Consider the following 25883-nt stretch of genomic DNA (forward strand, 5'->3'; position numbering starts at 1 on the left):
TTAGGAAGTATCCTTGAATTCAAGGAATAACAGTGAGATTTTCTGTGTGATAATTATAAATGTAGATAAAGAAGATTTGAATTGCGAAATGATACTTATTGATAAATCCAAAAGAAGATGTTTTAAGGTTTGATCCTGATGGAATTATTAGTTTGTTAAAAGATAAAGTGTCATAAAAGAGTTTGTCTATGGACAACAAGGTGGGCCTGATATAGCAGAAGCAATCAAATATGTGAAGCGAGCAGTTTAAAAATACCTACTTTTTTATTTTTCTGTAATAATTCAAGTGAATTGGAGGATTCCGTGTTTTAGGTAGGTGTATGGGAGTTCGTGGATTATAGATGATGCAAACAAGCAGGAAAGCATTAACTATTTTCAGATGTGAAAATTTATTGACTATCAGCCCAATGGGTTGAAATGTATAGTTATTCGGCTGAAGATGCCAGAAAAGGATGTATAAGATAAGACTATTTTAAATAACGCACTCAAAATGTTTGGATTCTGTAAAATGAAGGTTGTGGTTTTTTCTAAAACTTGATAAAAGGTGGGGATATTTCCTCTCTTTTATCAAGTTTTATTTTTTAAGCTAAATATGTAAAGCATTATCTTAAAATTTATTTATTAAACTATCCCAGCTTTCTAATCTGATCGGTGGACTGGATGTAATTTCAACATTATGTCGTTGTTTACTTTCTTCGAGATCATTATTAGAACGACCAGCAATAACAACACTTCTGATATTTATATCTTTATCAGGGTCAACACTTAAATTTCCTTTTGGTCCAAGTAATGCGTTTGAGAAGCCAGAACCAGTTTCGACCTGTTCTCTTATCTCATGAAAGTAGTTTCTATATTTTTCATAATCTCCTCTATATATTACACTAATTCGCTCTCTAACCTGTTGTATCGCCTCATTTGTTTTTTGTGACAGATTACCGTATCCAGATTGGTTCATAAGATTAAAATTAGCACCTTTGATTTCTATGAGAGTAACATCCATTCGTGATCGACCGGAAAAGATGACATAATCAACGAAACCATTAGCAATTTTTAATTCTGATAAAACAATATACTCTTCTTTGGGATTAGCATAAAAACTAGCGAAAAACGATAAATCTTTTTTTATAAAATCAGCTATTTCACGTTCGGTTGGGTTTGTTTCAATAAAATCAGAAATTTCTTTTTTTGATATAGAATGCTCTTTTATTTGTAATCTTTTCGTGATGGTATTGCTATCTTCAACATAAGTCTTTTTGGTGTAAGGATAAAGTTGTTGATGAAGATATTCTATCTTTTGAAAGAGCCTTTTGTTTTTTAATGTACTATCTAATAATTCTTCGAGAGAACAATCAAGCATTAACTGCATTTTTTTGAGTGTCGTTTTTTCCCAGTGAGGATAATTATTATGGTTAAATGTTACAATATCAAAAGTGCCGTAGCCAGAAAATCCTTCTTCATAATGTTCAATAATTACAGTGTCATTGTAAATAAAGCCATCATTAATTAGTTGCTCGCGGATATATTCTACAGAATTTGTCACACTAGTTGGTCCGCTTTTATCACCTAGATCTGTTAATAGTGAAAATTGAGTATTCCCATGTAAGAATATCCTTACTCTACATAAGGCCTCTTCATGTGAATAATTATTAGGTTTAAATTGAAAAATAAAATCACTTACTTTCATTATATTCCCTTATGCCATTAGTTTATATGTAAATTGCTTCACATAGTCCAATGATTCGAAATAACTTCCGCTTGTTTTAAAATTAACTCCACCGCACCCGCTGTTTTATCCGGCGGATATTTATACCGACGCAGAGTCTGTCGAACCAGGATACGCAACCTTGCGCGAACGCTTTCCCGTACCTGCCAGTCTACGGTTGTAGATTGCCGTAGCTTTAGTGTCACTTCTATCGCCAGCTTCTTAAGTACCTCATCCCCTAACTCTCGGACGGCGCTTTCGTTTTCAGCCAGTGCGTCGTAGAAGGCGATCTCGTCAGGATTCAGGCCAAGTGCATCATCACGCGCCATTGCGGACTGAAAGTCCTTCGCCATCTGTATAAGCTCTTCAATCACCTGCGCCGTCTCAATAGCCCGGTTGTTGTATTTAATCAGCACGTCCTGAAGACGTTCAGAATACTTCTTCTCCTGCACTACGTTATTTTTAGTGCGGGACTGGATACCATCATTAATCAGTTTTTCCAGCAACTCTACCGCCAGGTTGCGATATGGCATATCGTGGACTTCCTGCAAAAACTCATCAGAAAGTAAGCCAATATTGGGCTTATCCAGCCCGGCTAGCGTGAAAATATCATCCACGCCGTTTGCAATTACGGCATTATCAAGAATCTGTTTCAGCGCGGAGTTCTTCTCGGCCTGGCTTATTTTTTTGTCCACACTGGTGAATTTGCTGATCGCGGCCTTCACCGCAGACAAGAAAGCAATCTCCAGTTTATAAGACTGCGCCGCATCCAGCGTACAGCAAAGCGACCAGGCTTTAGTAATTGCCAGTACGTTATCAAGAAAACGCTTCTTACCGTCTTCAAGGCCGAGCACGTAGTTTGCAACAGGCACCAACAGCTTTTGTGCGTGAGCTTCAAAGCCGGTGTAGTCAAAACCCGCTGACGTTGCTGTTTTGGCAAACATACCGTGGATGATGTCCAGCTTTTCCTGCATGATTGCCAGCGCTTCTTCGGCATTAATGGTCGCATCGCCTTTACCGTTTGCATCGGTATAGGTTTTCAGCGCCAGTTTCAGTTCATTGGCGATTCCGATGTAATCAACCACCAGCCCGCCGGGTTTATCTTTAAATACCCGATTGACGCGGGCAATGGCCTGCATCAGGTTATGTCCGCGCATTGGCTTGTCAATATACATAGTGTGACAGCAGGGGGCGTCGAAGCCGGTCAGCCACATATCGCGCACAATCACCAGCTTCAGCGGATCGTTCACATTCTTGAAGCGTGACTCTAGTCGTTTTTTAGTTCGCTTGTTGTAGATATGCGGTTGCAGCATTGCCTTATCGGACGCTGTACCGGTCATCACGATTTTGATTTGTCCTTTTTCAGGATCGTCATTGTGCCACTCCGGGCGTAGCGCGATAATTTCATCGTAAAGATGGACGCAGATTTCTCGGCTCATCGCGACAATCATCGCCTTGCCGTCCATTACGGTATTGCGCTTCTCAAAGTGGGAAATCAGATCAGCGGCAACCTGCTGGAGACGAGGTTTAGCACCAACCAGTTTCTCCAGACGGCTCCATTCACCTTTGGTTTTTTCACGCAGCTCCAACTCATCATCTTCAATCAGTTCATCAACCTGATCGGAGAGCGCCGCCAGTTCTTCATGATTGAGATCGAGTTTCGCGAGCCGGGATTCGTAGTGAATAGGCACCGTTGCGCCATCGTCCACTGCATCCTGAATATCATAAATCGAGACGTAATCACCAAATACAGCACGGGTATCGCGATCCTCTGCTGAAACCGGTGTTCCGGTAAACCCGAGAAACGAGGCGTTAGGCAGCGCGTCGCGCATATGTTTAGCGTAACCGTATTTATAGACGCCGGTTTCCCGGTCCAGATTAGCTTTCATGCCGTACTGGCTGCGGTGCGCTTCATCGGAAATAACAACGATGTTACTGCGCCCATTGAGTACCGGATGGGCGTTTTCCCCTTCTTCCGGGGAGAACTTCTGTACGGTCGTGAAGATAATGCCGCCTGCATCGCGAGTTGCAAGCAGTTCCCGCAGTGTTTCGCGGTCATCCGCCTGTACCGGCATTTGCTTGAGCAGTTCCTGCGCCTGACAGAATGTGCCGTAAAGCTGGCCATCCAGATCGTTACGATCGGTTACGACCACAATCGTTGGGTTGCCCATCTCCGGCTGTTGTAGCAGTTTGCCGACATAACAACACATGGAGATGCTTTTACCGGAGCCCTGTGTATGCCAGACCACACCTGCTTTCTTACTGCCAGGCTGAATGTTGCTGTGCAGGGCCAGTTGCTTACCGGTAGCAGCGACAATTGTCGCCTGTACGGCCTCGCGCACCGCATGGAACTGGTGATAACCGGCTATTTTTTTGATCAGCCTTTCATCGTTGTTCTCGAACAAAACGAAGTAACGGATATAGTCGAGCAGTAGTTCCCGGTTAAAGAACCCCCGTACCATAGTTTCCAGTTGCCATTCCAGCAACGGCTTGTCATTTTCATTGCTGATGGTCTTCCACGGCATAAAACGTTCTTCCGTGGCCGTCAGAGAACCCACACGCGCCAGATAACCATCGCTGACAATCAGCGCTTCGTTGCTGATAAACAGATCGCGAATTTCGTCTTTATAGGTCTGTAACTGATGGTACGCATCCCAGATATCTACGTTGTCGTCGATGGGGCTTTTCAGTTCCACCACCGCCAGCGGAAGCCCGTTAATAAAGCAGATGATATCCGGGCGACGAGGTTGTTTCGTTCCGCTGATGGTCATTTGATTGACCACCATAAAACGGTTGTTTTGCGGCTGGTTAAAATCCACCAGCAGAGCGTGATCGTGGATAAGTTCTTCGTCGCGGCGGTACTGAACCGGTACCCCTTCCAGCAGCCAGTGATGGAAGGCTTTGTTACTGGCAATCAGATCCGGGCTTTCAGCACGAGTAATACGGGATATAACCTGTTCGAAGACGTCTGCGGGCAGATGCGGGTTGATTTTTTGCAGGCAAGAGGTTAACACGGGCGTCAGGAACACTTCATGATAGCTGGCGCGTTGCGGGTTACTGCCATCAGGGGCAATATCCGGCCCGTGATGAATTTCCCAGCCTTGTTCGGCAAACCACCCCAGGCAAAGCTGTTCTAAGTCGTCTTCAGTCAGCATCGGTAACGTCCTGTGTTAAACGTGTTCGGCTTCTTCAGTAATAATTTCAGCTTCATCATGCCCGTTAAAGGTTCGCTTAATCAACTGATTAAGTTCCGGTAGACATGTTGAAAAGGCTTTTTCAAATGCCGTCATATGTTCTACCAACCAGTCGACCATCTCCGGCCACTTTTCCTGATCTGCGATGCCGTTGATGGGTTTTCTGTAGGTAATACGGCAGGATTTCTTATCCGGTAAGGCCTGCCAAACAATTTCATGCCCAAAGCGATTTTCGATTGCGGATCTGCGTTCATGAAGCCAGTCAAACGCGAATGTATTGGTTTGTGCTGACGGTTTGGCAATCCAAAGCTCAACCCTAATTTCTTTTTTGCTGAAGATAAGATTGTACGAAACGCCACTGATGCCAGAACCTGCGCTTAACCAGTGGTCGGTTGACGGGCTGATATTATTGTAGAGTGAACATGAGCTAACACGGAATTTCTCCAGAGCTTGGGTCCAGAACGCCTTACGTAAATGGTGGCGAGCTTTGGATTCTCCAGTCGTGGACTGCTCCTCAGCCTCTTTTTGCGCCATACCGATCATGTAAGATTCCGCTTCCGGCGTCGGTATTACCTGCTTGATATCAATAAACACATCGTTACCATAACGGTAAGGTGTGACCTTAAAGCACTGTACACGAATATTGAACTGCATTAACCAGAGTGCGGTATTGGTTGCTTCTTTGCGGAAATTTGCTGCGACCATCATGATACGCTGTGAACGATTCTGGTTAATTTGCACCTCTTCCAGGCTATCGTGCTCAAGAAATTCAGCCAGCACGTCAGCCGCAGGACGCGTTTCTTCTGGTTCGTTCTGATCAAGGTAACGCTGGAAGATCTCAACGATATGTTCTTTGCGTAGATTCGCGCAGTAACCCGCGTACTTCAGCGCCTGCCAGACGACATCGCGCCCGGAATCATCGAGCTTATTCTCGATGATCACAAGATTACCGTCCTTGTCGATCGCCAGTAGATCAAGCCGCTCTTTGGTGTCGTCGAACCCGGCAAACTCTTTCTGGATGATAAGTAGTTCGTCATCGCTGCTGCGGGTCAATGCCTGCGGGTGCTTCGCCAGCCATTCCTGCAAGTGATAGCGTTCGGTGAAACCCGCGTTAGTGAAGGTGGTTTCCTGAAGGGGTTGTAGGCTATTGCTGGGCTGATCGACTTTAAACATAGTCGGCTTCCTTTGCTAATTCCTCGGCTTCCGGCAGGGTGATTTCGCCGGAGAGGAGTTTGGGGAGGAGGGTGTCGCGTAAACCCACTAAGGATACTATTGTATTATTATTTTTTTGAATACCGTTTCTGATGGTTGCTATGTGATTGTCGAATCTATTCAAGATAGATTGAGTTGGTTTCAATACTTCAAGACGATAAACATTATCTCTATTTAACCCAGGAACAGCAGCGTCGGTGTTCATGCTGGGCAGATTCAATGTTTTCATTAAATAATATAAATAACTTAATGGAATTTCTTCTTTAGTGGCTACGTAATAGACAGTATCAATTGGATGGAATTTTCCATCTTCCCAATAAATTGTACCAATTGAGCCTTTTCTGCCCACTATAATACCAGGCCCTTCAACAAGGTAGCCGTTGTGAGAGCCGGTAACCCCACCCGATCCATAGACAGGATATGGCCCATCAATGCGTTCTGTTTTTTTTAATGCTTTTCCGTAATGAAGAGTTGCTATATTTGACATTCGTTGCGAACTCCATCCAGCCGGAATGTCCCCTAATTCACTTTCCTGCATAGTCGACGGGAACAACTCTGCCGTAGCCCTGAGTTCAGCATATTTTTCAGGATGCTCTTGCTCAAATATGGTCAAAGAATCAGCATCCTTTCCAGAAATTGCTGTCATGGCAGCAAGTGTTGCTTCTTCTTGCGAACCACCCGATTCCAGCACCGCGATTTTAGCTTTTACCGGTTCAAAATCAACAAACCAGCTTTTGAACAAGGCTTGAGCCATTTGTTCGAGGGTATGATTGATTCTTCTATTGGCGTAAATTTTATCATTTAGATTCCATCCAATATCGGCAATACAATCTTCTTTATAATCACCAAATCGGGGAATAAGTAGCGATTTAATTGCTTTTAAACTGAGCGTTTTTTGAGTTGTGCCAACAACCTTACTTTCAATTTGTCGTTGAACGAAACTTGAGTTCAAACATAAATAAAGATATTTAGCGTTTATTTTAGGCTTGATTGCCGATGTATTTTGACCGAGGCAAAATTCAGTGTCATCGACCAAAGCAGTTAAACCATAACTACCTACCCTAGTAATTATCAGGTCATTTTTTTCTGGCTTATACCGGCGAGAAAACTCATTGTATACGATTTCTTCTACTTTAAATGTACTCTCTAATTCAAGATATCCATAACTAACATCCGTGCAACGTACCATTGCCCAGCCTTTATCGGCATATTTAGGTGTTTTATGCAGTGAATCAATTACATCTGCAATATCACTTAATGATACAAGTTCAAAGCTCATAACCCAGCCCCCCCAAATTCGCCTTAATCTGCGCCTCCAGTTTCGCACTCTCTGACAACTGTTCTTTAAGCTGTGCCGTCAGCCGCGCCATTTTCTCCACAAACGGCTCATAGTCTTCATCCAGCTCAACCGCACCAACATAGCGCCCTGGGGTCAGAATAAAATCATTTTTCTGAATATCTTCAAGGGTTGCAGAGAAGCAGAAACCAGCTTCATCTTTATAATCTTTATCCGTCTGCCAGGCATGGAAGGTATCTGCAATCTTGCGGATATCATCCGACGAAAAATCACGCAGTACGCGATCTTTCATAAAGCCAATCTGGCGAGCGTCGATAAACAACACTTCACCTTTACGGTGCGCTTTGCCGTTACCACCCGATTTGTCTTTGGTTAGCAGCCAGATACAGGCTGGAATTTGGGTGTTAGTAAACAATTGTCCTGGTAGCGCCACCATGCACTCCACCAGATCAGCTTCGATAATCGCCCGGCGGATTTCGCCTTCGCTGTTAGTATTGGAGCTCATCGACCCGTTCGCCAACAATAGCGCCATTGAACCTTTTGGGGCTAAATGGTGGATCATGTGCTGCATCCAGGCGAAGTTGGCGTTGCCCTGCGGCGGGGTGCCGTATTTCCAGCGAACATCTTTTTCCAGCGTTTTGCTCCACCACTCTTTCATGTTGAACGGTGGGTTAGCCATAACAAAATCGGCCCGCAGATCCGGGTGCTGATCGTTCAGAAATGTATCGGCGTTCTGTTTACCGAAGTTAAAATCGATGCCGCGAATCACCATGTTCATCGCAGCCAGACGCCAGGTGGTAGGGTTGGACTCCTGCCCATAAACGGAGATATTGCGCTTTTGCTCGGCGGCGTTGTAATGCTTTTCATCAGCGTGCGCTTCGATAAAGCGATCGCTGGAAACGAAGAAGCCACCGGAACCCATCGCGGGATCATAAACACGGCCATCATAGGGCTGAAGCATTTCAACAATCAGCGTGACGATGCTCTTTGGGGTGTAATACTGGCCGCCCTGCTTGCCTTCAGCCAGTGCGAACTGACCAAGGAAGTATTCGTAGACGTGGCCAAGAATATCTTTGCTCTTCAGATTGAGCTTCACACCGTTATACTTAGGTTCGCTGAAACTAGTATCGGAAAAAACGTTAATCAGGCTGATTAACAGGTCATTACCAAGCTGATAGTGGCCGATACGGTTAAGGATGTTTTTCAGTGTCGGGTTGCTGTTTTCGATAGTATCCAGAGCGATATCAATCAGCTTCGATACTGACGTCATGACGATATCTTTGCCGCTATCGTCTTTCCCCAGAACCGTCCCTACAGGCAGAGCAGCGTTGGTTTTGAGCGTTTCCCAGCGAGCTAGCTTTGGCACCCAGAAAACGTTTTTCTCGGTGTAATAGTCCTGAACTTCCAGTTCTTCTGCGATCGCCTGCTGGTACGCCTCTTCCGTGTCGTAATCGTCATGAGAAATCGCATAAATGTTGTCCGGGTTGACGTTATCTTCAAACAGCCCTTTCAGTTCCTTCTGACGGGCGTCAAACGCATCTGAAACATACTTCAGAAAGATAAGCCCCAGTACCACATGCTTGTAGTTGGCCGCGTCCATATTGGCGCGTAGCTTGTCTGCGGCTTTCCAGAACTTAGTATCCAGATCGTTCAGAAATTGCTGTTCAGCGTTGTCCATCAAAACCTCAAAAAATCATTTATGCCTGGTTGGATGTCCAGGTTGTGTAAAATCGGGGAAATTGCCAATGATCATACCCTGACGTCAGAGCGATACCAAGATGTAGGGCTGATTTCCGCATCAACTGGTCATGGCAGCAGGAGACTCTGTTACTCTATTGTTCCGCTACTGGAGTCTCTCACACCCTATGACCTTTACTATTCCCATGTGCGAATCGCACATAGCACGTTCTCAGGAATGAATTTGAACGCCAGAGCGAGCCGTACTTCTCATAAGCAGATATAATTTTGTTACTGATTAGCCGTGGCTTCACTTTTTCTGATTAATGCAATCATGCCACTGACCTTCTGGTGTGATTCTATCGATGTACTGCTGAAGACGCTCACAGGCCCGTTCAAACTTCTCTCTGTCTCCTGGTGTGGTTCGGGGACAGGGGAGCGATGCTACTTTATTTAACTGTGTAATTGCTCGCCCGCGCCAGACATACCGCTCAGCATCACTACAGCATCCTTGTAAACCGTCCCAATACACTTTGAACATGGTGATGTATGAACGATACTCCGCCACTTTCATAGCATGTATTTTCTTGGCTTGTTTCATGTGTTTGTCCTTTTGATTGGGATGAAAAACACTCAGAGACGTTTCCACACAGGCCATGAATGGCCTTAACATATATTTGATAAAGGTTAAATATGAGAGTCCGGTTTCCAGAGCGCAGCTCCGGGCATCGCTGCAAGGGCTCTCTTTGTCGCTGTAGCAACGATGAAGTGAATAAGCAGTGAAGAATCACCGCTAAAGGTTGCAGGCTGCTCGGTACTACCCAGACGTGGTACTGAGAGCCTGCATTAAGGTTGAGGCCATTAACACTGGCTGTAGCCGATTGAGCGTTCGTAGGCGTCGTAAACTTTAGTGTGTTCTTTAGCGAAATAACTAATCCGAAATGTTAACGCGTTGCAGGCCTGCTGGAAGTTAGCGGCATTAATATCCAGCACGTATAAAGGATTAGCTGGAAAATGCACAAGTTGCCTGTATTCAGGATAATCCTCTAATCCTAACGCACTTAGCCAGGCATCCTGAATGAACGAGCCCAGGTTATCTCCTGTATGCAAAAAATCCCCAAGCCCACGAAAAGTATCTTTATTCACAAACAGGACAACATGGAAATGTGGTTTACTCGCATCGGCTATTTCTTTAACCCATAGATAACGAACTTTGCATGGGTTAATCCTTTTACCCTGCTTTGCCTGACGTTTTTGAAAGGCATCAATTTTTGACTGCGCTGACCGGATGAATCGGGATAGCAACCCTCGAGTTATATTAGGTGTGCAACTTATACTATCTCCGATATCGCGATATTCAGGTAATCGTAAATCAACACGCACGGCCATGGTTCTATGATGCTGCATTAGCGCATTATCCATGGTATTGATAATAGCCTTAAGATACTTTTCATTAAAAGGGGCCTGACTCCAGTCAAGGCAGAGATGGTTCAGCATGAAATAAACTCCTGGATGACTAAATTTGAAGAGTGTATAAATATTTCTTCGATGAATTAAAGTAGGTGAGCATATTTGTGACAAGATACTCAATGAAAGGAAAGTTATAATTTTGTCAGATAATAACTCACCTTTAGTTAAAGGTTTGTATCATTTCCAATTAGGGCTATTGATATACTGTTAACTAACCTTGTGATAGTTATGCTTTTAAACCTTTCGAGTATTGCAGAGGGATGTTACTAATTATAGATAATAATACTATTACCAACAAAAAGAATAGTAATGGCCGGATGAAATGATACGCTTGGAATGATGTCAATCCAATATTAGTCTTCGCTATTTTACTCTCAAGTTAGTAATTCACTTATAAAAATTAAAAGCGTTTTTTATCACTCCCTCGCGAAGCTATAATTCGACTATTTACCCACTCTTCTACTTCGCTTTTAAGCCAGCGCGAACTACGGCCCAGTTTAATTGGTTTAGGCAATAAACCTAGCTGGACTTGTTTGTATATCCACTTATCTGTCATGCCTGTAAACATTGTAATAAATGCCATATCAACGAGTTGGCTATTCAACACTGAATGGGCATTCGCTTCTTTAATCTCATTTGTGTCAGTTTTTATTGTCATGCTGATGCTCCCGTGAGTTGGTATGAGTACGAGAGAGGATTTCTGTTGCCACTAGCAGGGTAACGGTCATCCTTCTCATACCATAATGTCGGGAGTTAAAATTTACATGAAAGTATCTCGCTACGTATTCAAATTGTTGCTTATTTTTATAATTATAGGTCCTCCTCGAACCAGTTTATAATTTTATTCAGTGGATGATGTACGAGAGGGCATGCCAGTTCGAAAAGTGACGCCACCCCCTGCTAGCCTGATCACTGACAAGGGATGCCTTATGTGTTTTTTGCTGTTAAATTTCATTTAAAATTATTTTTAAATATATTTTTATGTATGGATGATATTTTTTCTGTTTCGGTGTCTTCTTCAATTACATCTTCACTAAAGAATGAGTTGTACAACCTAATGAATTCGCTTTTATTTTTCATGTTAACATGAAATAAAGCCTTGAGATTATATTCTATTTCATCTAACAAGAGTTTACTTGCTGAGGTCCTATTTGTTGGTGTGAGTTTAATAAAGAATGATGCCTGAGTTAAAAATTCCCTTCCTATTGCTTTACCTGACATCAAAGCATGAAAGCTTAAAATCGCAAATGATTCTAGATGCATTTTGAAGTGGGATAATTCATTTTCTACTTTAACAAATATGTTTGCCTCAGATTTTTGATATATTCTGATGTATTCCATTTGTGCTAACCGAAATAGTGGCAGGGATTTTTCAATGGGGCTGTATAGAAAGGGGGGGTATCTTATAAATATTGTAGAAGGAAGCTCTTTTAATTGTTCTCTCATCTTATCCATAAACTTACTAACCTCTTCAGGTTCATTTTCTCGCAGAATTCTGTGGTAGATACCATCGCTTCTTTTTTTAATTTTACTCTTTATTTTCTTGCTCTCATGATTCTGGGATTTATCTTTTTGTATTTTTTTCTTAAGAAATGCTTTTTCCATGGAAAGCATTCTTCGGATTCTCTGTGGAATCAAAATGATATCATCCGTGCTTATGCTAACGTCAGAGTAAGGGTTGAAAGAGAAGGCTACCTCAAGTTTTAAAGTGACAACAGGGCTAATATCTCCAAGCGAAGATATATGATTTTTTTTGTATGAGTTATCTTTGTTGAGATATTCTCTGCTATGAAAAAGCTTTAGTAAATATAAATGACACACATCCTGTACATAATCCATGAATTGTTTCTCTACGCAAGTGACTTGTCTTCTTCGAATTAGTTCTTGTGTGTTTTTCCATTCTCGAGATTCGAGGATGTCTTTTACATCACTTTTTCTTTTTGTATTTTCTGATATCCATTGTTTGTTTATTTTTCTTCTGAAGATCTCTTCATTAACGTTATTGTTGCTAATTAATGCTTCGATTTTTGACAGTTTATGACTGGATATAACTCTGTCGGCTATCTTGCTTATACGTTTTTCTAACTTCATCCGGGCCTTTTCTTTTTGTAGTTCATAGTGTTCTTCGCATAAACGCTTTTTATTTGCTTCCACATGCTCTGAAATAGGTTTTTTACATTTTTTATCTACACATTCTCCAGTGTTTTTCTTCATCTGAACGTCCTTTTTGCAGAAAATTTGGCACCTATATTACCTCCTTGAACAACCGGTTGAACATCTTCCGCCATAGCCACTTCACAGGAGTAAAACATGCCTCACATTCCCGAATCGCAGGATACCAGTGATATCCTGCGTGCCTGCCTTCATTTCTTACCCCAACAAACGACCGAACGTATTCTTTCCCGCCTGCAATACGCCATCAACTACGAGCCCGTGATTGGCATTATGGGCAAAAGTGGAGCGGGTAAGAGTTCGCTTTGCAACGCCCTGTTTCAACAACCGGTATGTCTGACCAGCGATTTGCTGGGCTGTACCCGTGAACCCCAGCGGATAGTGCTCACCGTGGGCGAGCGCAGCATGACACTGGTGGATTTGCCTGGAGTGGGCGAGACACCGGAATACGATGCGGAATATTCGGCGCTGTATCAGAAGTTGCTGACGGAGCTGGATTTGATTATCTGGGTCCTGCGTGCTGATGATCGTGCGCGTGCGGTCGATATCGTCACGCACCGGTCACTGCTTGCTTATGGCGCGGATGCTTCCCGTTTCCTGTTTGTCATCAGCCAGGCAGACCGCATTCCTCCGTTGCCAGAACTTGCCGGACAGGCTGTTCCTTCAACGGAGCAGTGCCTTTCACTTGCGGTTATCAGTTCGCAGATTGCTGGTCAGTTGCCGTCCTCTTTCCCGGTGATGGCCGTTTCAGCACATACCGGCTACAACCTGCATGCTTTGGTGGAACTGATGATACATGCGTTACCCGTACAGGCCAGTAGCGCTTTTTATTGCCAGTTAAAGGCAGAAAATCATACGGAGGAGAGTGATGTCGCAGTACGCCAGCGTTTTGGTGAAATAGCCGGTTCGGCTTTTGACACGGTGATCGCTTCTGAGCGTCTACCTTCTGGCTGGAGCTTGTTGCTGAGGAGGTTGCGGGAAAAACTGGTACAGCTCGCATCGGAATTATGGGAGAGGATTTTTGGCTGAACCGGACAGACTCAGCCACGGACAGATGTAAACCCGTTACTTTTTATACCTTACAGATAAGGTTCGTTTAACGTAATTCTTACCAATTTCATAGTCCGGGTTCCATGTCGCCAGATTATGGACACCGATTGCGGCGGCGCTTACCGCTCCCAGAAGTGCTGTTGGCGACCACAGAGAGCCTGCCACCGCAGTGCTTCTGTATTCGGTGTATACGCGGCAGGTTAATTTCTTCTGCTGATGTTCAATCGCATACTCCACTCTTTTGACGGTTTCACTGATGTCGGTAACATTCGTGAGATCAAAACTTTTCCGGTAAAAAATCAGGTCGTGCAGTTTCTCTCTGGTCAGAAATTCTGCATTAAACGGCTCAATCTGTACTGTTCCTGACATCCGTTGTTCCTCTCTTTCCTGGACTCTGTGAATTTCCCTAGGCACACGCCTTATGGTCAAACGTTGCACTTTTTCAGGACATTGTTTGTCAGAAAAGAATATATCGATCTGTATAAACGATCAATAATAAGAAATCGATCGTTATTATCTATCAATAATAACTTTCGATATCCATGAATTGATCGTCTTAACCTATCAAAAAGTAAGGATATCCTGGCTTGTTTCGCGCCGTTTCCTGCTCCTTTGACAGATGTTGACTAATTAATAACTTATGCAGTGGTTCTCTCCTGACCGCTGTTGCCAATCCACAGGTGATTTATGAAAACCAGAACAGTAATTGCTCTTTTTCTCTCCGCCGCCTCTGTTTCTGCGCAGGCAGGCAACTGGATGGTGAAAAATGGATGGTGCCAGACCATGACGGAAGACGGTCAGGCGCTGGTTATGCTGAAAAAAGACACTATTGGTATCTTCGGCCAGTTGCAGGATTGCCCCAACGGTCAGCAGGAACTGATGGGAAGCCGTATCAGCATTAACGGGAATCTGATCCCCACCTCTCAGATGTGTAATCAACAGACCGGCTATAAAGCTGTTGAAATCGAAGGTGGGCAGGCTCCCGCCGCAGCCAGGAAAGCCATTGAATCAATTGCCGGTCAGGATATTTCCAGCGTACAGGTCTTTGGCACACAAATGAAATTTACCCGTGGCGATATGCTCCAGGTTTGCCCGAAATATGTCAGCGCCCTTGCAGGCGTATCAGCAGAAGTCACTGGGAACAAGCCGCTGAAAGTAAACAAAGGTTCGGTAATGAAAGCGGCCAGACAGGCGTACACGAAAGAATATGACCGTGAAACGGCAGATGCCGCTGATTTTGGCAGCTATGAAGTGAAGGGAAATACGGTGGTATATGAAGTCTACAATGCCGCTTACCGCACCTACGATAAAATCGTTGTTACAGTAGGATCTGATGGTAACGCCACCGGTGCAAAGGTGGAGTACATGGGGCAATAACCCCCTAGTATTGTTTCTAACTCAGTCCTAAAGGCCGTGCCTTCATCGGGAAGCATGGCCTTTTTGCTTTTATGCCGCCTCACTCATTGTATCACCCACCACAATACTATCTGTAAACGCAGGCAGCGATGACCGTCTTGCTGCGCTTTAACGACCTGATTTAACGACTTATCGTCACGCCAGTCCTGACCGGCTGGCATTTTTATTTTCGGAGAGATTAATCATGAATACTGCAATCACTGACGCCACCTTATCGTCAGACACTATTTTCGCCACACCTGTCGCAGATGAACAACGCCCCGGCTTCTGGCCGCAGCATTTTGGCACGATTCCACAGTGGATATTACTGGAGCCGCGTATCTTTGCCTGGATGGACCGTTTCTGTACGGATTACAGCGGCGGAATCTGGAATTTTTACTCGCTCAGTAACGGCGGGGCTTTTATGGTGCCGGATACTGACGGCGATGCGCAATGGCAACTCTTTAACAGCATGAATGGCAATGATGCGCAAATGAGTGCAGAGGCCGCCGGAATTGCCGTCTGCCTGATGGAGTACAGCCATCACGCCTGTCGTACTGAGTGTGATGCCATGACCGCGCATTATTATCGCCTGCGGGATTATGCCCTGTGCCATCAGGAATGTTCCGCCATCATGCGCATTATCGACTGAGGATGCAGGTATGACTTTCAACTTATCACCGCAGCAGGAACTACCGCTGACAACCCGGCGTACTGTTCAGCGTGCTCTGTCGCTGCTTGAACACTATCTGCGCGAGCCTGGCGCGTCATTCACGTCTACAACGGTTGTCCGGGACTGGCTGCGCCTGAAAATGACCGGGCTGGAGCGCGAAATGTTTCTGGTGCTGTACCTTAATCAGCAAAATCAGCTAATTACTCACGAAACCCTGTTTACCGGCACTATCAACAGTACGGAAGTGCATCCCCGAGAAGTGGTGAAATCAGCCCTTCGCCATAATGCAGCCGCCGTGCTTTTTGCCCACAACCATCCCTCCGGTGAAGCTGAGCCCAGCCAGGCCGACAGACGGATTACCACCAGACTGGTAAAGGCGCTGTCTCTGGTAGAAATCCGGGTGCTGGATCACTGCATAGTCGGAGGCATGACCGTGGTTTCATTTGCTGAACGAGGCTGGTTATGAAGGAGGGCAAAAAATGCCACTGACTGATGCCATACAGTGGGGATTAAAGCGAAGTTTCATACCGAATTTTGGCGCAAGGCTGGTACAGGAAGGCAACCGACTGCACTACCTGGCTGACAGGGCCAATATCACCGGTAAATTTGTTGATGCCGAATGTCAGAAGCTGGAAGAAGCATTCCCGCATTTTATCCGCCAGATGGAACTGATGCTGAGCACTGGCGAACTTAATCCCCGTCATGCGCACAGCGTCACTCTCTACCACAACGCTTTCACCTGTGAAGCCGATACTCTCGGCAGTTGTGGTTACGTCTACATCGTTATTTATCCCACTCAACGTTAAATCTTTTTCATTCGCGAAAACAAAATGAAAACCATACCAGCAACAACTCAGCGGGCGGCGAAGTCGTGCCCGTCTCCCGTGACGGTCTGGCAGATGCTACTTACCCGTCTGCTGGAGCAACATTATGGCCTTACCCTGAATGACACGCCGTTCAGCGATGAAACCGTTATTCAGGAACATATCAACGCCGGTATTACGCTGGCTGATGCTGTTAACTTTCTGGTGGAAAAGTACGAACTGGTTCGTATCGATCGCAGAGGGTTTAATTGTCAGGAGCAGTCCCCTTATCTGGGCGCAGTGGATATTTTGCGGGCGCGGCAGGTAACCGGCCTGGTGCGGCAAAGCCCTCATCCTTCGATACGCTGAATCTTGCGAGCAGTCTTCCCGATTTACATTACCAATCTTTTTTCCTTATTAACTCATTGCATAATGCGCCTGCCATTCCCGGCGGGCGTGTTTGCTTTTTACGGACAAAATACCATGCAAACAGAAGCTGAAATTTTAACCGATCATAATGAGCTGATTTGTTCCACCAGTATTGAACGCATCGTCACAGGACGTAATGCTGCGTTGAAACAGATTGAGGCGCTGATTTGTCAGCTAGATGACGTTTCCCGACTCACTTCAGAAATTGGCGGCGACATAGCGAGTCATTGGGCGATGCGGCAGGGCCATGCTTTCGACTGCTGGCTGGTGCAACCTGTAGATAAAGCGATGCCTGTCATCACCCGCAATATCGACCGCAGCATCTGGCGCGATCTGATGTTGAAGTCAGGGATGCTGACGTTGATGGACGCTGAGGCGCGTAGCCAGTGGGCTAAGAACCTCGAAGAAGGCGATCTCCCGACAATCAGCGAAGCGAATATCCTGAGTACCTTTGAGCAGCTTCATCACAACAAACAGGAGGTCTTTGAGCGTGGCATCATCAATGTGTTCAGGGGATTAAGCTGGGATTACAAAACCAATAATCCCTGTTACTTCGGCAAGAAGATTATCGTCAACAATCTGGTGAAGCATGACCGATGGGGCTATAGCCTGAACTGGGGCTGGCGGCGTGATCAACTGGCCGATCTGGAGCGAATGCTCTACCTGTTGGATGGCAAAACCATTCCCAATAACCGGCATGATATCTCTATCCGGTTTATGGATTTTGTGCGCGACAATCCGCATCAGCAGGTTTTCGAGGACGATTTGTTTACTATCCGCTACTTTCAGAAGGGCAGTGGGCATATCACGTTTAAGCGTCTGGATCTGGTGGAGAAGATGAATGACATTGTGGCGAAGCACTATCCTGGGATGTTGCCTGCCAAATGAGAGATAATGTGTATTAGTCGCGACTTGATTTGACGGTTTTCACTGGGAACACACAATCAAATCTGACAGCCTGCTTTGAACGAGGATCGGACATTGGACCTATACGATAACTGAAGCGTTCTATGGATATTCTCTAAAACGAATGGTTCGGATGACAGGGATACTTGCTCTTACGCATCCATCAGTGTTAAAACTCTATATTTCCTGAATGTTTACCTTACAAATCACACAGTTGTGATATCATGTAATAGTATTAGTATACCTATGGGTATCTGGCATATGAAAATAATAATCATTAGTGATTTACATGTTGGCGACGCGGCTGTTTCAAATGAGTTTGCAGTAGGAAGCTCTAACAACGCTGTAAAAAATCAGTTCCTAAATGAATTACGGCAGCTTTCTAATCAAGAGGATATAAGTGCTGACTATCTTGTTGTCGCGGGTGACATCACCAATAGAGCAACCAGAGAAGAATTTGAACTTGCATCTACACGCTTGAAAGAAATTGCGGAGATAGTGGGAGTAGAGCAAGAAAAAGTCTTCTTTGTTCCAGGGAACCACGATGGTAACTGGGCTGAAGAAGAACGCTCAATGACCTCAAAAGAAAGTATTAATATGACAATTGATCGCAAATATAGCAACTTGCGGTTCAATGACTTTTTTAAAAAATGTTTAGATCGCGCTCGTTTTGGCTGTTATTACAATGAACCATATTTTGCTATTTGGAGTGATGATCACATAAATATTATTGGCGTGAACAGTTCGGTTTTTGACCACTATGACAGAAAGCCTCATCACGGTGTTATTCGCAAACAGGATTTAACCGAACTGGATAGAAAGCTTCAAGAACTGCAGATTGCACATAGCGGGAAGATTAATCTGCTAGTCGTACATCACCATCCAATTCAGCAGCCAGATTTACCTTTTGACGCCGCTGACCATAGCATCTTACAAAACGCAGCTATCCTGATGGAAATTGCGTCTAAGCATAATGTTAATTTTATTGTGCATGGACATAAACATATACCTAGGCTTGCACAGTACTCTGATGACTATCAGCATCCTATTAATATATTGTGCGCAGGCAGTTTTTCTGCGCGTTTAGATGATAGGTGGTTCCAAGGGGTACCAAATACTATTCATCAAATTGAAATTGATAAAATTTGTGATGTAAACAAAACCCCTTTAGGAAAGGTAGTAAGTTGGTCACACAACACAGGACATGGGTGGACAAAAGATGAGTCCATTAACGGAATACCTCACAAAGAGTTTTTTGGTAATCGCATGTTACCTGTCGAACTAAAAAAGCAGCTAAAAGAATCTATTGAGCGTTTTTTCGAGACACAGACACATGTTAAGTGGAGTGAACTATCTAACCATTATGCTGATATAATATATACTTCGAGAAAACTTCTTGAAAAGACCATTATGGATTTATCGGATGAAGTTGGTTTTACAATATTTAAAACTCCAGGACAAGATGAGTTATTCATTTTGCTAAAGGGAAAATGATATGCATAACTTATTTGGATTTAATAATATATTTGAGCACTCTAATGCTAGATATTTCACGTCCAATCAACTAGCTGAAGAATTTGTTTGGACTCCAGCGTTTGAATCTCTAATTTCTAATAAAAATCATATAATTCTAGGTTCTAGAGGCTCGGGTAAGACTGCTCTAATTAAAATGCTTTCTCATGAATGTCTTACTAAGTTAAATGATGAAAAAGCAAGAAAAATAATAAATGAACGCTCATTTATTGCGACGTATATCCCCTTAAAAGTTGAATGGGTAAACTCAATAGGTGACATTGATGATAATAACCAGCTTTTTAGGTGGAGTTTGAACTTATCTTCATGCGCAAGATTTCTTGATACCATACGAAGCTGTCTCCATTCGTATGTTGAGGATGAAATAGACAGAATCATCAAAGAGAAAGCTATTTGCAATAAAATATCAGAATTATGGCTGTCTAAGAAATTAAATACAATTACCGATATTTATGACGAGCTAGAGATTATTGAATATAAAAAGAATATTATATTCAATAAAATTAAGCTAGGCCTGAAGTTAAGTGATGATGATCTTATGGTTGGGCTTAACTTTAATGCTGATTTATTTAAACCTCTTATAATGGCACTATTTACGGTAAGAAAAGAAATCGGACTTTCTAATTCATCCACATTCTGTGTTTGTATTGATGAGGCTGAATTCTTAACAAAAGATCATCATAGAATATTGAACACTCATATGAGGTCATATAATGAGATCGTATTCAAAATAACTACAATGCCATACCGACACTACACTCTGGAAACTGATACGGGCACTCCATTAAACATGGGGCACGACTTCGATTATTTAAATATTGATAAGCAAGGCCTTCATGGTAGCTCAAAGAATAACTCTCATAATTTTTTCGAAAATTTCGCAGAGAAGCTTTTTAGAAAAAGAATAAAAAATTCATCTATCATAAATAAAGAAATCACACTAGAGTTTCTTTTAGGCAATTCAATATTAGTTGACTCACCAAAAGACTCCCTCCCTGATGATAAATTGATGGAGAAAGTGAGAGAGTATTGTGATTCCAGTACGATAAAAAGAGCGGAAAGGTTACTGGAACAAGATTATTCATTGTTCGAAAGCTCAATATCAAGAAAGTTGAGAGGGACATTGATATTAAAGGATTCCTTCCAACGTTATAAGGGTAATGCTTCACCATTTATATTTTCTGGATATTCACTAATAGTAAGATGTTCTGACGGAAACCCACGTCGTCTATTACGATTATTCAATTATCTTTTCTCAAATAACATTGACACTTGTACTGAACTTAAGCCTTTGTCAGACAAGGAACAAGGTGCCAAACTAAAAGAGTTTTCATACTCAGAGTTAGACGGTTTAAACCTAGAGGTGGATGGAAAGAAAGCTTTCGATTTGTTTACAACAATTGGTAGATTTTTAAAAGACAAGCTTCATACAGATAAAATAAATACAGATACATACAACTCATTTTCATTTGATGTTGAAGATGACAAAGTATGGAAATATATAGAAACAGCTGTAGATCTAGGTCTAATTTACCCAGATTTTAGGGGGTTAGACAATGATAATAAAATGCCAAATAGGAAAGGTAGATTCTCATTAGCCTTTTGTTTATCACCTCATTTTTACTTAATGCCAAGGAAAGGAAACTCCATCAAATTATCTGTGATAATGAACAATTATTCATATAGTCGATTTAAGGCTTTAAATAAGAATAATGATGATGGACAATTTAGTCTAGATTGGGAGGGAGATGATGAATAAATTACATGTAGATGACTTATCAATAGGTGAACTAAGTCAGTCAAAATATGATATTGCATTATTTTCTTGTGGCTACGAAGAACGCTGTATTGACGTAGCTACACGATTGCATAGAGACAATATAGATAATGTTATTGTCTTAGCGTTTGACCAACATAAGGAAGATCCAGTCCGTATCGATAGTTTGAATTACTTTTCAGAAAGCTGGACTGGCTTCAAATTACTTGAAATTTCACAAAGAGAAATTTCTGAAATACAAAAGGTGCTAAGTGAAATAATCAAAAAAATTAATGTTACTGAATTAAAAATATTAATTGACTACACTTCTATGTCTCGAGCTTGGTATGCAGCGATTTTAAACTATTTAGTCAATTTTTGTGAATTAAGAGTAACTGTTGATTTGACATATGCAACTGCAGTGTATAGAAATTTAGATCTAAACGTTGAACTAGGTGAGTTACGCATAATTCCGGGGTGCGAGGGTATTTCATTAACCAAAAGGCATAATGCAGCAATATTCATGTTGGGTTTTGATAGATATGGTCCTCAACGTTTGTATAACTTACTGAACCCAAACAAATGCTTTGGTATCATGGCTGCACCAGCTGCAACCTATGATTATGAAAATACTTGTTTAGAAAAAAACAAAGACTTTATTTCACACTACCTTGGTGGTGAAGATAAACTTATAAAATTACCAATCAATAGTATTGCAACTTGTTATGATAACATGTCGCAAATGCTCTCTCCCCTAAGATCTGATTATAACGTATCCATCATTCCCTTTGGGCCAAAACCACATATTTTAGCCGCGATATTATGTAGTTTTAATTATCCCAATGTTACTTGCTTATATTCTGAATATATTCGAAATGAAACTACAAAAGTCGAATCTTCTGGAGATTTTGTAATATCTCGCTTGCATATCAAGAAAAGTGAGTAAACTAATGACCCTAACTAAATTACTTGATAATTTAGTTAGGGGGCGGGTGTGTTTCTGAGCCAAAATTAATGCCGTGCTGAACTAGAGATAATTTATCTTTCTGCTCTGACCAAAAATCAGTACAGTGTGAAATAATGCATCCGGGATTTTTTTGAGGGCTACGGATAATCTCATTTAGAATTCCGGCTATTTAAAGATGAGGGGGATATTTTCTGGTCATGTTCGCGTTTACAGTGACAGAAACCAGTGCACGTTCAGTCACTCGCCCCTAAATCTGCCATTAAATGACTTGAACAATGCGTTGTCCGTCGACACCGAGAGGTCTTAATGGATCCCTCATTCATATATATAACTCATCTACGAGGGCCACGTGTTTTTAGATATCTGACCTAACGAGCAATAGCGTTCTTGATGTCTGCTTTTTGCATTTATTAGACAAGTTCGGGGCAAGACGTCGGCTATGAGCTGTAAGCACACCTGTTTTAGTTCCAAAAAAAGTGATTACAGAAACAGTCGCAATTCAATGGACGGTATTTGCTTTAAGTAACCACGAGGGCGATATGGATTTGTAGATATAAACCTTTATGTTGAGTTTGATTTTTTATAATTTGCATTTCAGGCGAAAAAAGGTTGATTATGAATATTTATTGCATGTTAAGGATAATTATCTCCATTAGGTAACGTATTGTTTTAATTGCTTTAAATTCTATCAGCATTAAAGATAAGCCAGCGTTCTAACAATCCTGATTTGTTCAGAGTAACTGGGTGATCATTTAGTTTTTTACCTTCCAACGTTCTTTTAGCAAAGTATGTACAGTCGGCCTTGAAATGCACTGTAAGAGAATCAGGATTGATAGCCATCAATCCAGCGTCGAAAAGACGATGCAAACAAGCAAGCATAAGCACCCCATTAGAAGTGTTATTGTTCCCCGTTCCTACTGGCTCAATGTGAGCTGCTTCTAATGCTTCTCCGCTATTAGTAATGGCGCAACGATAACCAAAGTTAGCGGCTACACGTTCTTTAAAATCATTCTGATTGGTACGGGTACGAACAATGCGATCAGCAAACAAAGCTTGCTCAAAAGAATCAACGAGGGTAACAGCATAGGAGGAATCATTAGCAACAGATGCTACAGGTGCTTCTACAAGCGTTTCTCTGGCCTCTGTAATGGTACTTGCTTGTTCAGGGATAATAATCGCTTCTAGAGGACTTACAGGTGTTTCTACAGGGGCTTTATAGGGTTTACAGACACTAAGAAAATCATGTATCTGTAATGCCGTCATATTCTCTTTAGTTGCATCACGTTTAAACGCTTCAACCATTGCGGCACTGTAACCTTTCTCTGCAAACAACCTTATCCACTTATCACTAAATGATTCTGGCGTTTTGGTAATGGGAATAGAAACAACCGGCTCTACTGGTTCGTTAGGTCGAAATATAGATGGCTCAATGACAATATCCACAGTGTCAATAGAAACTTCATTTTCTACAATTAACTTAGGTGTACTTACGCTAGCATGATGAACATCTTTAGTATGATCTACAAATCCACCAAATGATTTAAAGTCAATTTTGCATTCAATACATGAAATAGGACGCCTTAAAAGTGCTGTGTCGATTCGTCTTTGTTCGACATTAAATAAATTGATCGCATCTTGCTTAACTTTTGCTATGTGCCAGGGATCAGCTTTAAACATCTCCTCATTAAGTAAAGTATTGGATATAATGATTCGGTTTGTTCTGACAGCAGAAGGTTCTTTATCGTTATTTGGTTTGTCTAGATTTGTACTTAAAATAACTGCTCTAGCTTTTTTAGTGGCTTGTTTTTTAGATAAGCCAGAGGCAATAAAATCTTGCATTAGCTTTGAATAAAGTTGAGGGTTGTTTTTACGCCTTTGATTATCTAACTTGCGTTTTTTGTTGTATATTTCCATTTGTTCAGGAGTTAAAGCACCTCCCGAACTACGGATAGTACCAGATGTAGCTAACGGCTTCTTACCGTTCATATTCCGTTTTACTTGCTCTTTACTAACTCTAACTTTAGCTGTAGGGGCTTCTATAGGGAAATCGTGCAGGCTATCATTTTGAGTGCTGATCAGAACTTTTCGAACATCATCGGGAATAGGCTTACCTTCACGGCTTGCTCTACCCCATGCCTTAATAGCTTCTAAGCGTGTCATTTTCATGCGAGTACCTGAAAAATCTGTAAATATGGTCAAGTATATAAAGCATTCTTATCATTCGTCTATCCATGCGACAGCAAGCACTGATGGAATGAAGGCAGGCATTACAGTCACACATTAATCAACGTACAAACGGCGTAGGCGTTGTGTAAGTATCCCTGCAAAACAAACCATCTTTTAGAGGACTTCTGAAACTCCTACTATCGCTCCTGGCACTGAGCAGCCTGTCAGATTAGATTTAGATCTGTGTTATAGCTGTGGCAGGTCACATCTGAGCTAATACAACACAGTTATGTTTGTCCGGGTTCGATACCCAAGAACAATGAATTTTCGTGTTGGTATCTGTGTTGGTATAAAATGAAAATGTTTTTTATTAACTATTTTAAATCATGAGGTTGAGTCCTATGTGCGAGTCCGGCCTTCGTACCAACTCACAAACATCAATATCTAAAAAATCATTAAGTAAGTCTTTTAATCTAACAACGACCAATCATTGATCAACCCCGAAATCCTCTCCGAAACACATTCAAAATCCCTAAACCCTACGCTCAACATTAAACCCCACACACCATCCCCCCTCATCCCCTGAACACCTCCCGCCGGTGCCACGCCACAAACCCCTCCTGGGGATAGCATGCTTTCCCCAGCGGTAAGGTAATCGGCTTACCATCAAAATCCCAGAACAGCCTGCCAACGATGCCCCCGCCGTTCACCGCTGGCGAAACCTGGATGCGCATATCCTCATCCAGACCAATGGAGCCTTTATCAAAAGCCTTATGGTGAATCGCGCAGAGCGCCAGGCCGTTAGGGATTTCGCAGGGGCCGCCGTGCTGCTTCCACTTGATATGAGCCGCTTCCAGGGCGACGGAGGTATTGTCATGGCGCATATTGAAGCCGCAGATCGCGCACTCATAGTTATAGGCGCGCAGCACCTGCTGGCGAAAATGCGGGTCGCGCTCTTTACGGATCTGCAGCAGATCAAACCCCATCTCTTCAGCCAGCTCTTCCTGAATACTCTCCGGGAAATGCGCTTCGAGGATCTGATGGGCGAGGGTATTGATCAGCTTCTTATTTCTGTTGAGTAGCGCAAAATGCGGCTCATCAAAGCCGCCGGCGACGTGGCAGAGCTCCAGCTCTTTGCCGGGCGGCTGTCGGCTGCCCTGGGTTGAACACTGTTCGCTGTTGTGCAGCTCCCAGAAGCCGTCGCCTTTCAGGCGCCAAAAGGGCATGTCCGGCCGGTACTGGCGGCGCTGCGGGCCAAAGCGTTCCAGCAGGCTATGCAGCTCATCGCGTATCTCTGAGGCATAGTCGAACATCCGCACATGGCCGCGCTGGTACTGTGAGAGGACGTACAGCAGCAGCAGTGGCTTATGCGGTGCACGCTGTTCGCCTTTGCGCCAGATGGTGATGTTCTCGATCGCGTGTTGCAGGGTCGTGCTGGAGGGCATAGCGTTACATTGGCAGCTAAATAAATGCGATGATGC

Annotated in this window: 22 protein-coding genes; 10 read left to right on the forward strand and 12 right to left on the reverse strand. The window is 43.0% G+C overall.

Going from position 1 to position 25883, the window contains the following annotated elements; all coding sequences use genetic code 11:
• Nucleotides 1-607: 607 nt before the first annotated feature.
• From ABLV76_RS07420 to ABLV76_RS07460, 9 genes are all read right to left on the reverse strand, one after another.
• Complete coding sequence (locus tag ABLV76_RS07420) at nucleotides 608-1684, reverse strand: Shedu anti-phage system protein SduA domain-containing protein (RefSeq protein WP_151085343.1); 1077 nt, start codon at nucleotides 1682-1684, stop codon at nucleotides 608-610.
• A 38-nt stretch (nucleotides 1685-1722) separates the two neighbouring features.
• Nucleotides 1723-4857, reverse strand: coding sequence for a type I restriction endonuclease subunit R (locus ABLV76_RS07425; protein WP_348878252.1), 3135 nt, complete (start codon nucleotides 4855-4857; stop codon nucleotides 1723-1725).
• A gap of 15 nt (nucleotides 4858-4872) precedes the next feature.
• Nucleotides 4873-6069, reverse strand: a complete 1197-nt coding sequence (locus tag ABLV76_RS07430; protein ID WP_348878253.1) for a DUF4268 domain-containing protein — start codon at nucleotides 6067-6069, stop codon at nucleotides 4873-4875.
• Nucleotides 6062-7387, reverse strand: a complete 1326-nt coding sequence (locus ABLV76_RS07435) for a restriction endonuclease subunit S (RefSeq protein ID WP_220982678.1) — start codon at nucleotides 7385-7387, stop codon at nucleotides 6062-6064. Before ABLV76_RS07435 ends, ABLV76_RS07430 begins: the two co-directional genes overlap by 8 nt.
• Nucleotides 7377-9083, reverse strand: coding sequence for a class I SAM-dependent DNA methyltransferase (locus ABLV76_RS07440; protein ID WP_348878254.1), 1707 nt, complete (start codon nucleotides 9081-9083; stop codon nucleotides 7377-7379). The genes ABLV76_RS07435 and ABLV76_RS07440 overlap by 11 nt, the downstream gene beginning before the upstream one ends.
• Before the next feature lie 309 nt (nucleotides 9084-9392).
• Entirely contained in the window at nucleotides 9393-9683 is a 291-nt protein-coding gene (locus tag ABLV76_RS07445) for a hypothetical protein (RefSeq protein WP_220982680.1), read from the reverse strand.
• A gap of 260 nt (nucleotides 9684-9943) precedes the next feature.
• Complete coding sequence (locus ABLV76_RS07450) at nucleotides 9944-10579, reverse strand: inovirus Gp2 family protein (protein WP_143113950.1); 636 nt, start codon at nucleotides 10577-10579, stop codon at nucleotides 9944-9946.
• A gap of 373 nt (nucleotides 10580-10952) precedes the next feature.
• Entirely contained in the window at nucleotides 10953-11210 is a 258-nt protein-coding gene (locus ABLV76_RS07455) for an AlpA family phage regulatory protein (protein WP_045411024.1), read from the reverse strand.
• A 293-nt stretch (nucleotides 11211-11503) separates the two neighbouring features.
• Nucleotides 11504-12766, reverse strand: a complete 1263-nt coding sequence (locus tag ABLV76_RS07460; RefSeq protein ID WP_348878255.1) for a hypothetical protein — start codon at nucleotides 12764-12766, stop codon at nucleotides 11504-11506.
• Between the two features lie 96 nt (nucleotides 12767-12862).
• Between ABLV76_RS07460 and ABLV76_RS07465 the strand changes: the two genes are divergently transcribed.
• Nucleotides 12863-13753, forward strand: a complete 891-nt coding sequence (locus ABLV76_RS07465) for a GTPase (RefSeq protein WP_348878256.1) — start codon at nucleotides 12863-12865, stop codon at nucleotides 13751-13753.
• A 36-nt stretch (nucleotides 13754-13789) separates the two neighbouring features.
• On the opposite strand, the gene ABLV76_RS07470 is transcribed toward ABLV76_RS07465, so the two are convergent.
• Entirely contained in the window at nucleotides 13790-14143 is a 354-nt protein-coding gene (locus ABLV76_RS07470) for a hypothetical protein (RefSeq protein ID WP_301696098.1), read from the reverse strand.
• 318 nt (nucleotides 14144-14461) lie between these two features.
• Here ABLV76_RS07470 and ABLV76_RS07475 point away from each other — a divergent pair, with 318 nt between their 5' ends.
• The 9 genes from ABLV76_RS07475 (at nucleotide 14462) to ABLV76_RS07515 (ending at nucleotide 22215) form a co-directional block, all read left to right on the forward strand.
• The gene (locus ABLV76_RS07475; RefSeq protein WP_348878257.1) at nucleotides 14462-15151 is read left to right on the forward strand and encodes a hypothetical protein; all 690 of its coding nucleotides are present in this window, start codon (nucleotides 14462-14464) and stop codon (nucleotides 15149-15151) included.
• A gap of 223 nt (nucleotides 15152-15374) precedes the next feature.
• The gene (locus ABLV76_RS07480; RefSeq protein WP_240265882.1) at nucleotides 15375-15821 is read left to right on the forward strand and encodes an antirestriction protein; all 447 of its coding nucleotides are present in this window, start codon (nucleotides 15375-15377) and stop codon (nucleotides 15819-15821) included.
• A 10-nt stretch (nucleotides 15822-15831) separates the two neighbouring features.
• Nucleotides 15832-16308 carry a DNA repair protein RadC gene (gene radC / locus ABLV76_RS07485; protein WP_243811844.1) on the forward strand — a complete coding sequence of 159 codons (477 nt, stop codon included), beginning with the start codon at nucleotides 15832-15834 and terminating at the stop codon, nucleotides 16306-16308.
• 13 nt (nucleotides 16309-16321) lie between these two features.
• On the forward strand, nucleotides 16322-16648 hold the full coding sequence (locus ABLV76_RS07490; protein ID WP_348878258.1) for a type IV toxin-antitoxin system YeeU family antitoxin: 327 nt from the start codon (nucleotides 16322-16324) through the stop codon (nucleotides 16646-16648).
• Nucleotides 16649-16672: 24 nt separating this feature from the next.
• Complete coding sequence (locus tag ABLV76_RS07495) at nucleotides 16673-17014, forward strand: TA system toxin CbtA family protein (RefSeq protein ID WP_080851713.1); 342 nt, start codon at nucleotides 16673-16675, stop codon at nucleotides 17012-17014.
• A gap of 114 nt (nucleotides 17015-17128) precedes the next feature.
• Nucleotides 17129-17962 (forward strand): DUF4942 domain-containing protein, encoded by an 834-nt coding sequence (locus ABLV76_RS07500; RefSeq protein WP_348878259.1) that lies wholly within the window; start codon nucleotides 17129-17131, stop codon nucleotides 17960-17962.
• A 279-nt stretch (nucleotides 17963-18241) separates the two neighbouring features.
• Entirely contained in the window at nucleotides 18242-19474 is a 1233-nt protein-coding gene (locus ABLV76_RS07505; RefSeq protein WP_213313689.1) for a metallophosphoesterase, read from the forward strand.
• A gap of 1 nt (nucleotide 19475) precedes the next feature.
• The gene (locus ABLV76_RS07510) at nucleotides 19476-21272 is read left to right on the forward strand and encodes a hypothetical protein (RefSeq protein ID WP_143113961.1); all 1797 of its coding nucleotides are present in this window, start codon (nucleotides 19476-19478) and stop codon (nucleotides 21270-21272) included.
• Entirely contained in the window at nucleotides 21262-22215 is a 954-nt protein-coding gene (locus ABLV76_RS07515; protein WP_348878260.1) for a hypothetical protein, read from the forward strand. Before ABLV76_RS07510 ends, ABLV76_RS07515 begins: the two co-directional genes overlap by 11 nt.
• 699 nt (nucleotides 22216-22914) lie before the next feature.
• On the opposite strand, the gene ABLV76_RS07520 is transcribed toward ABLV76_RS07515, so the two are convergent.
• Complete coding sequence (locus ABLV76_RS07520; protein WP_129678767.1) at nucleotides 22915-24402, reverse strand: HNH endonuclease signature motif containing protein; 1488 nt, start codon at nucleotides 24400-24402, stop codon at nucleotides 22915-22917.
• Nucleotides 24403-24977: 575 nt separating this feature from the next.
• Nucleotides 24978-25847 carry a phosphorothioated DNA-binding restriction endonuclease gene (locus ABLV76_RS07525; protein WP_348878261.1) on the reverse strand — a complete coding sequence of 290 codons (870 nt, stop codon included), beginning with the start codon at nucleotides 25845-25847 and terminating at the stop codon, nucleotides 24978-24980.
• Nucleotides 25848-25883: the final 36 nt, after the last annotated feature.

Source organism: Klebsiella sp. GB_Kp047, assembly GCF_040065235.1.
GTDB classification, from domain to species: Bacteria; Pseudomonadota; Gammaproteobacteria; order Enterobacterales; family Enterobacteriaceae; genus Klebsiella; species Klebsiella quasipneumoniae.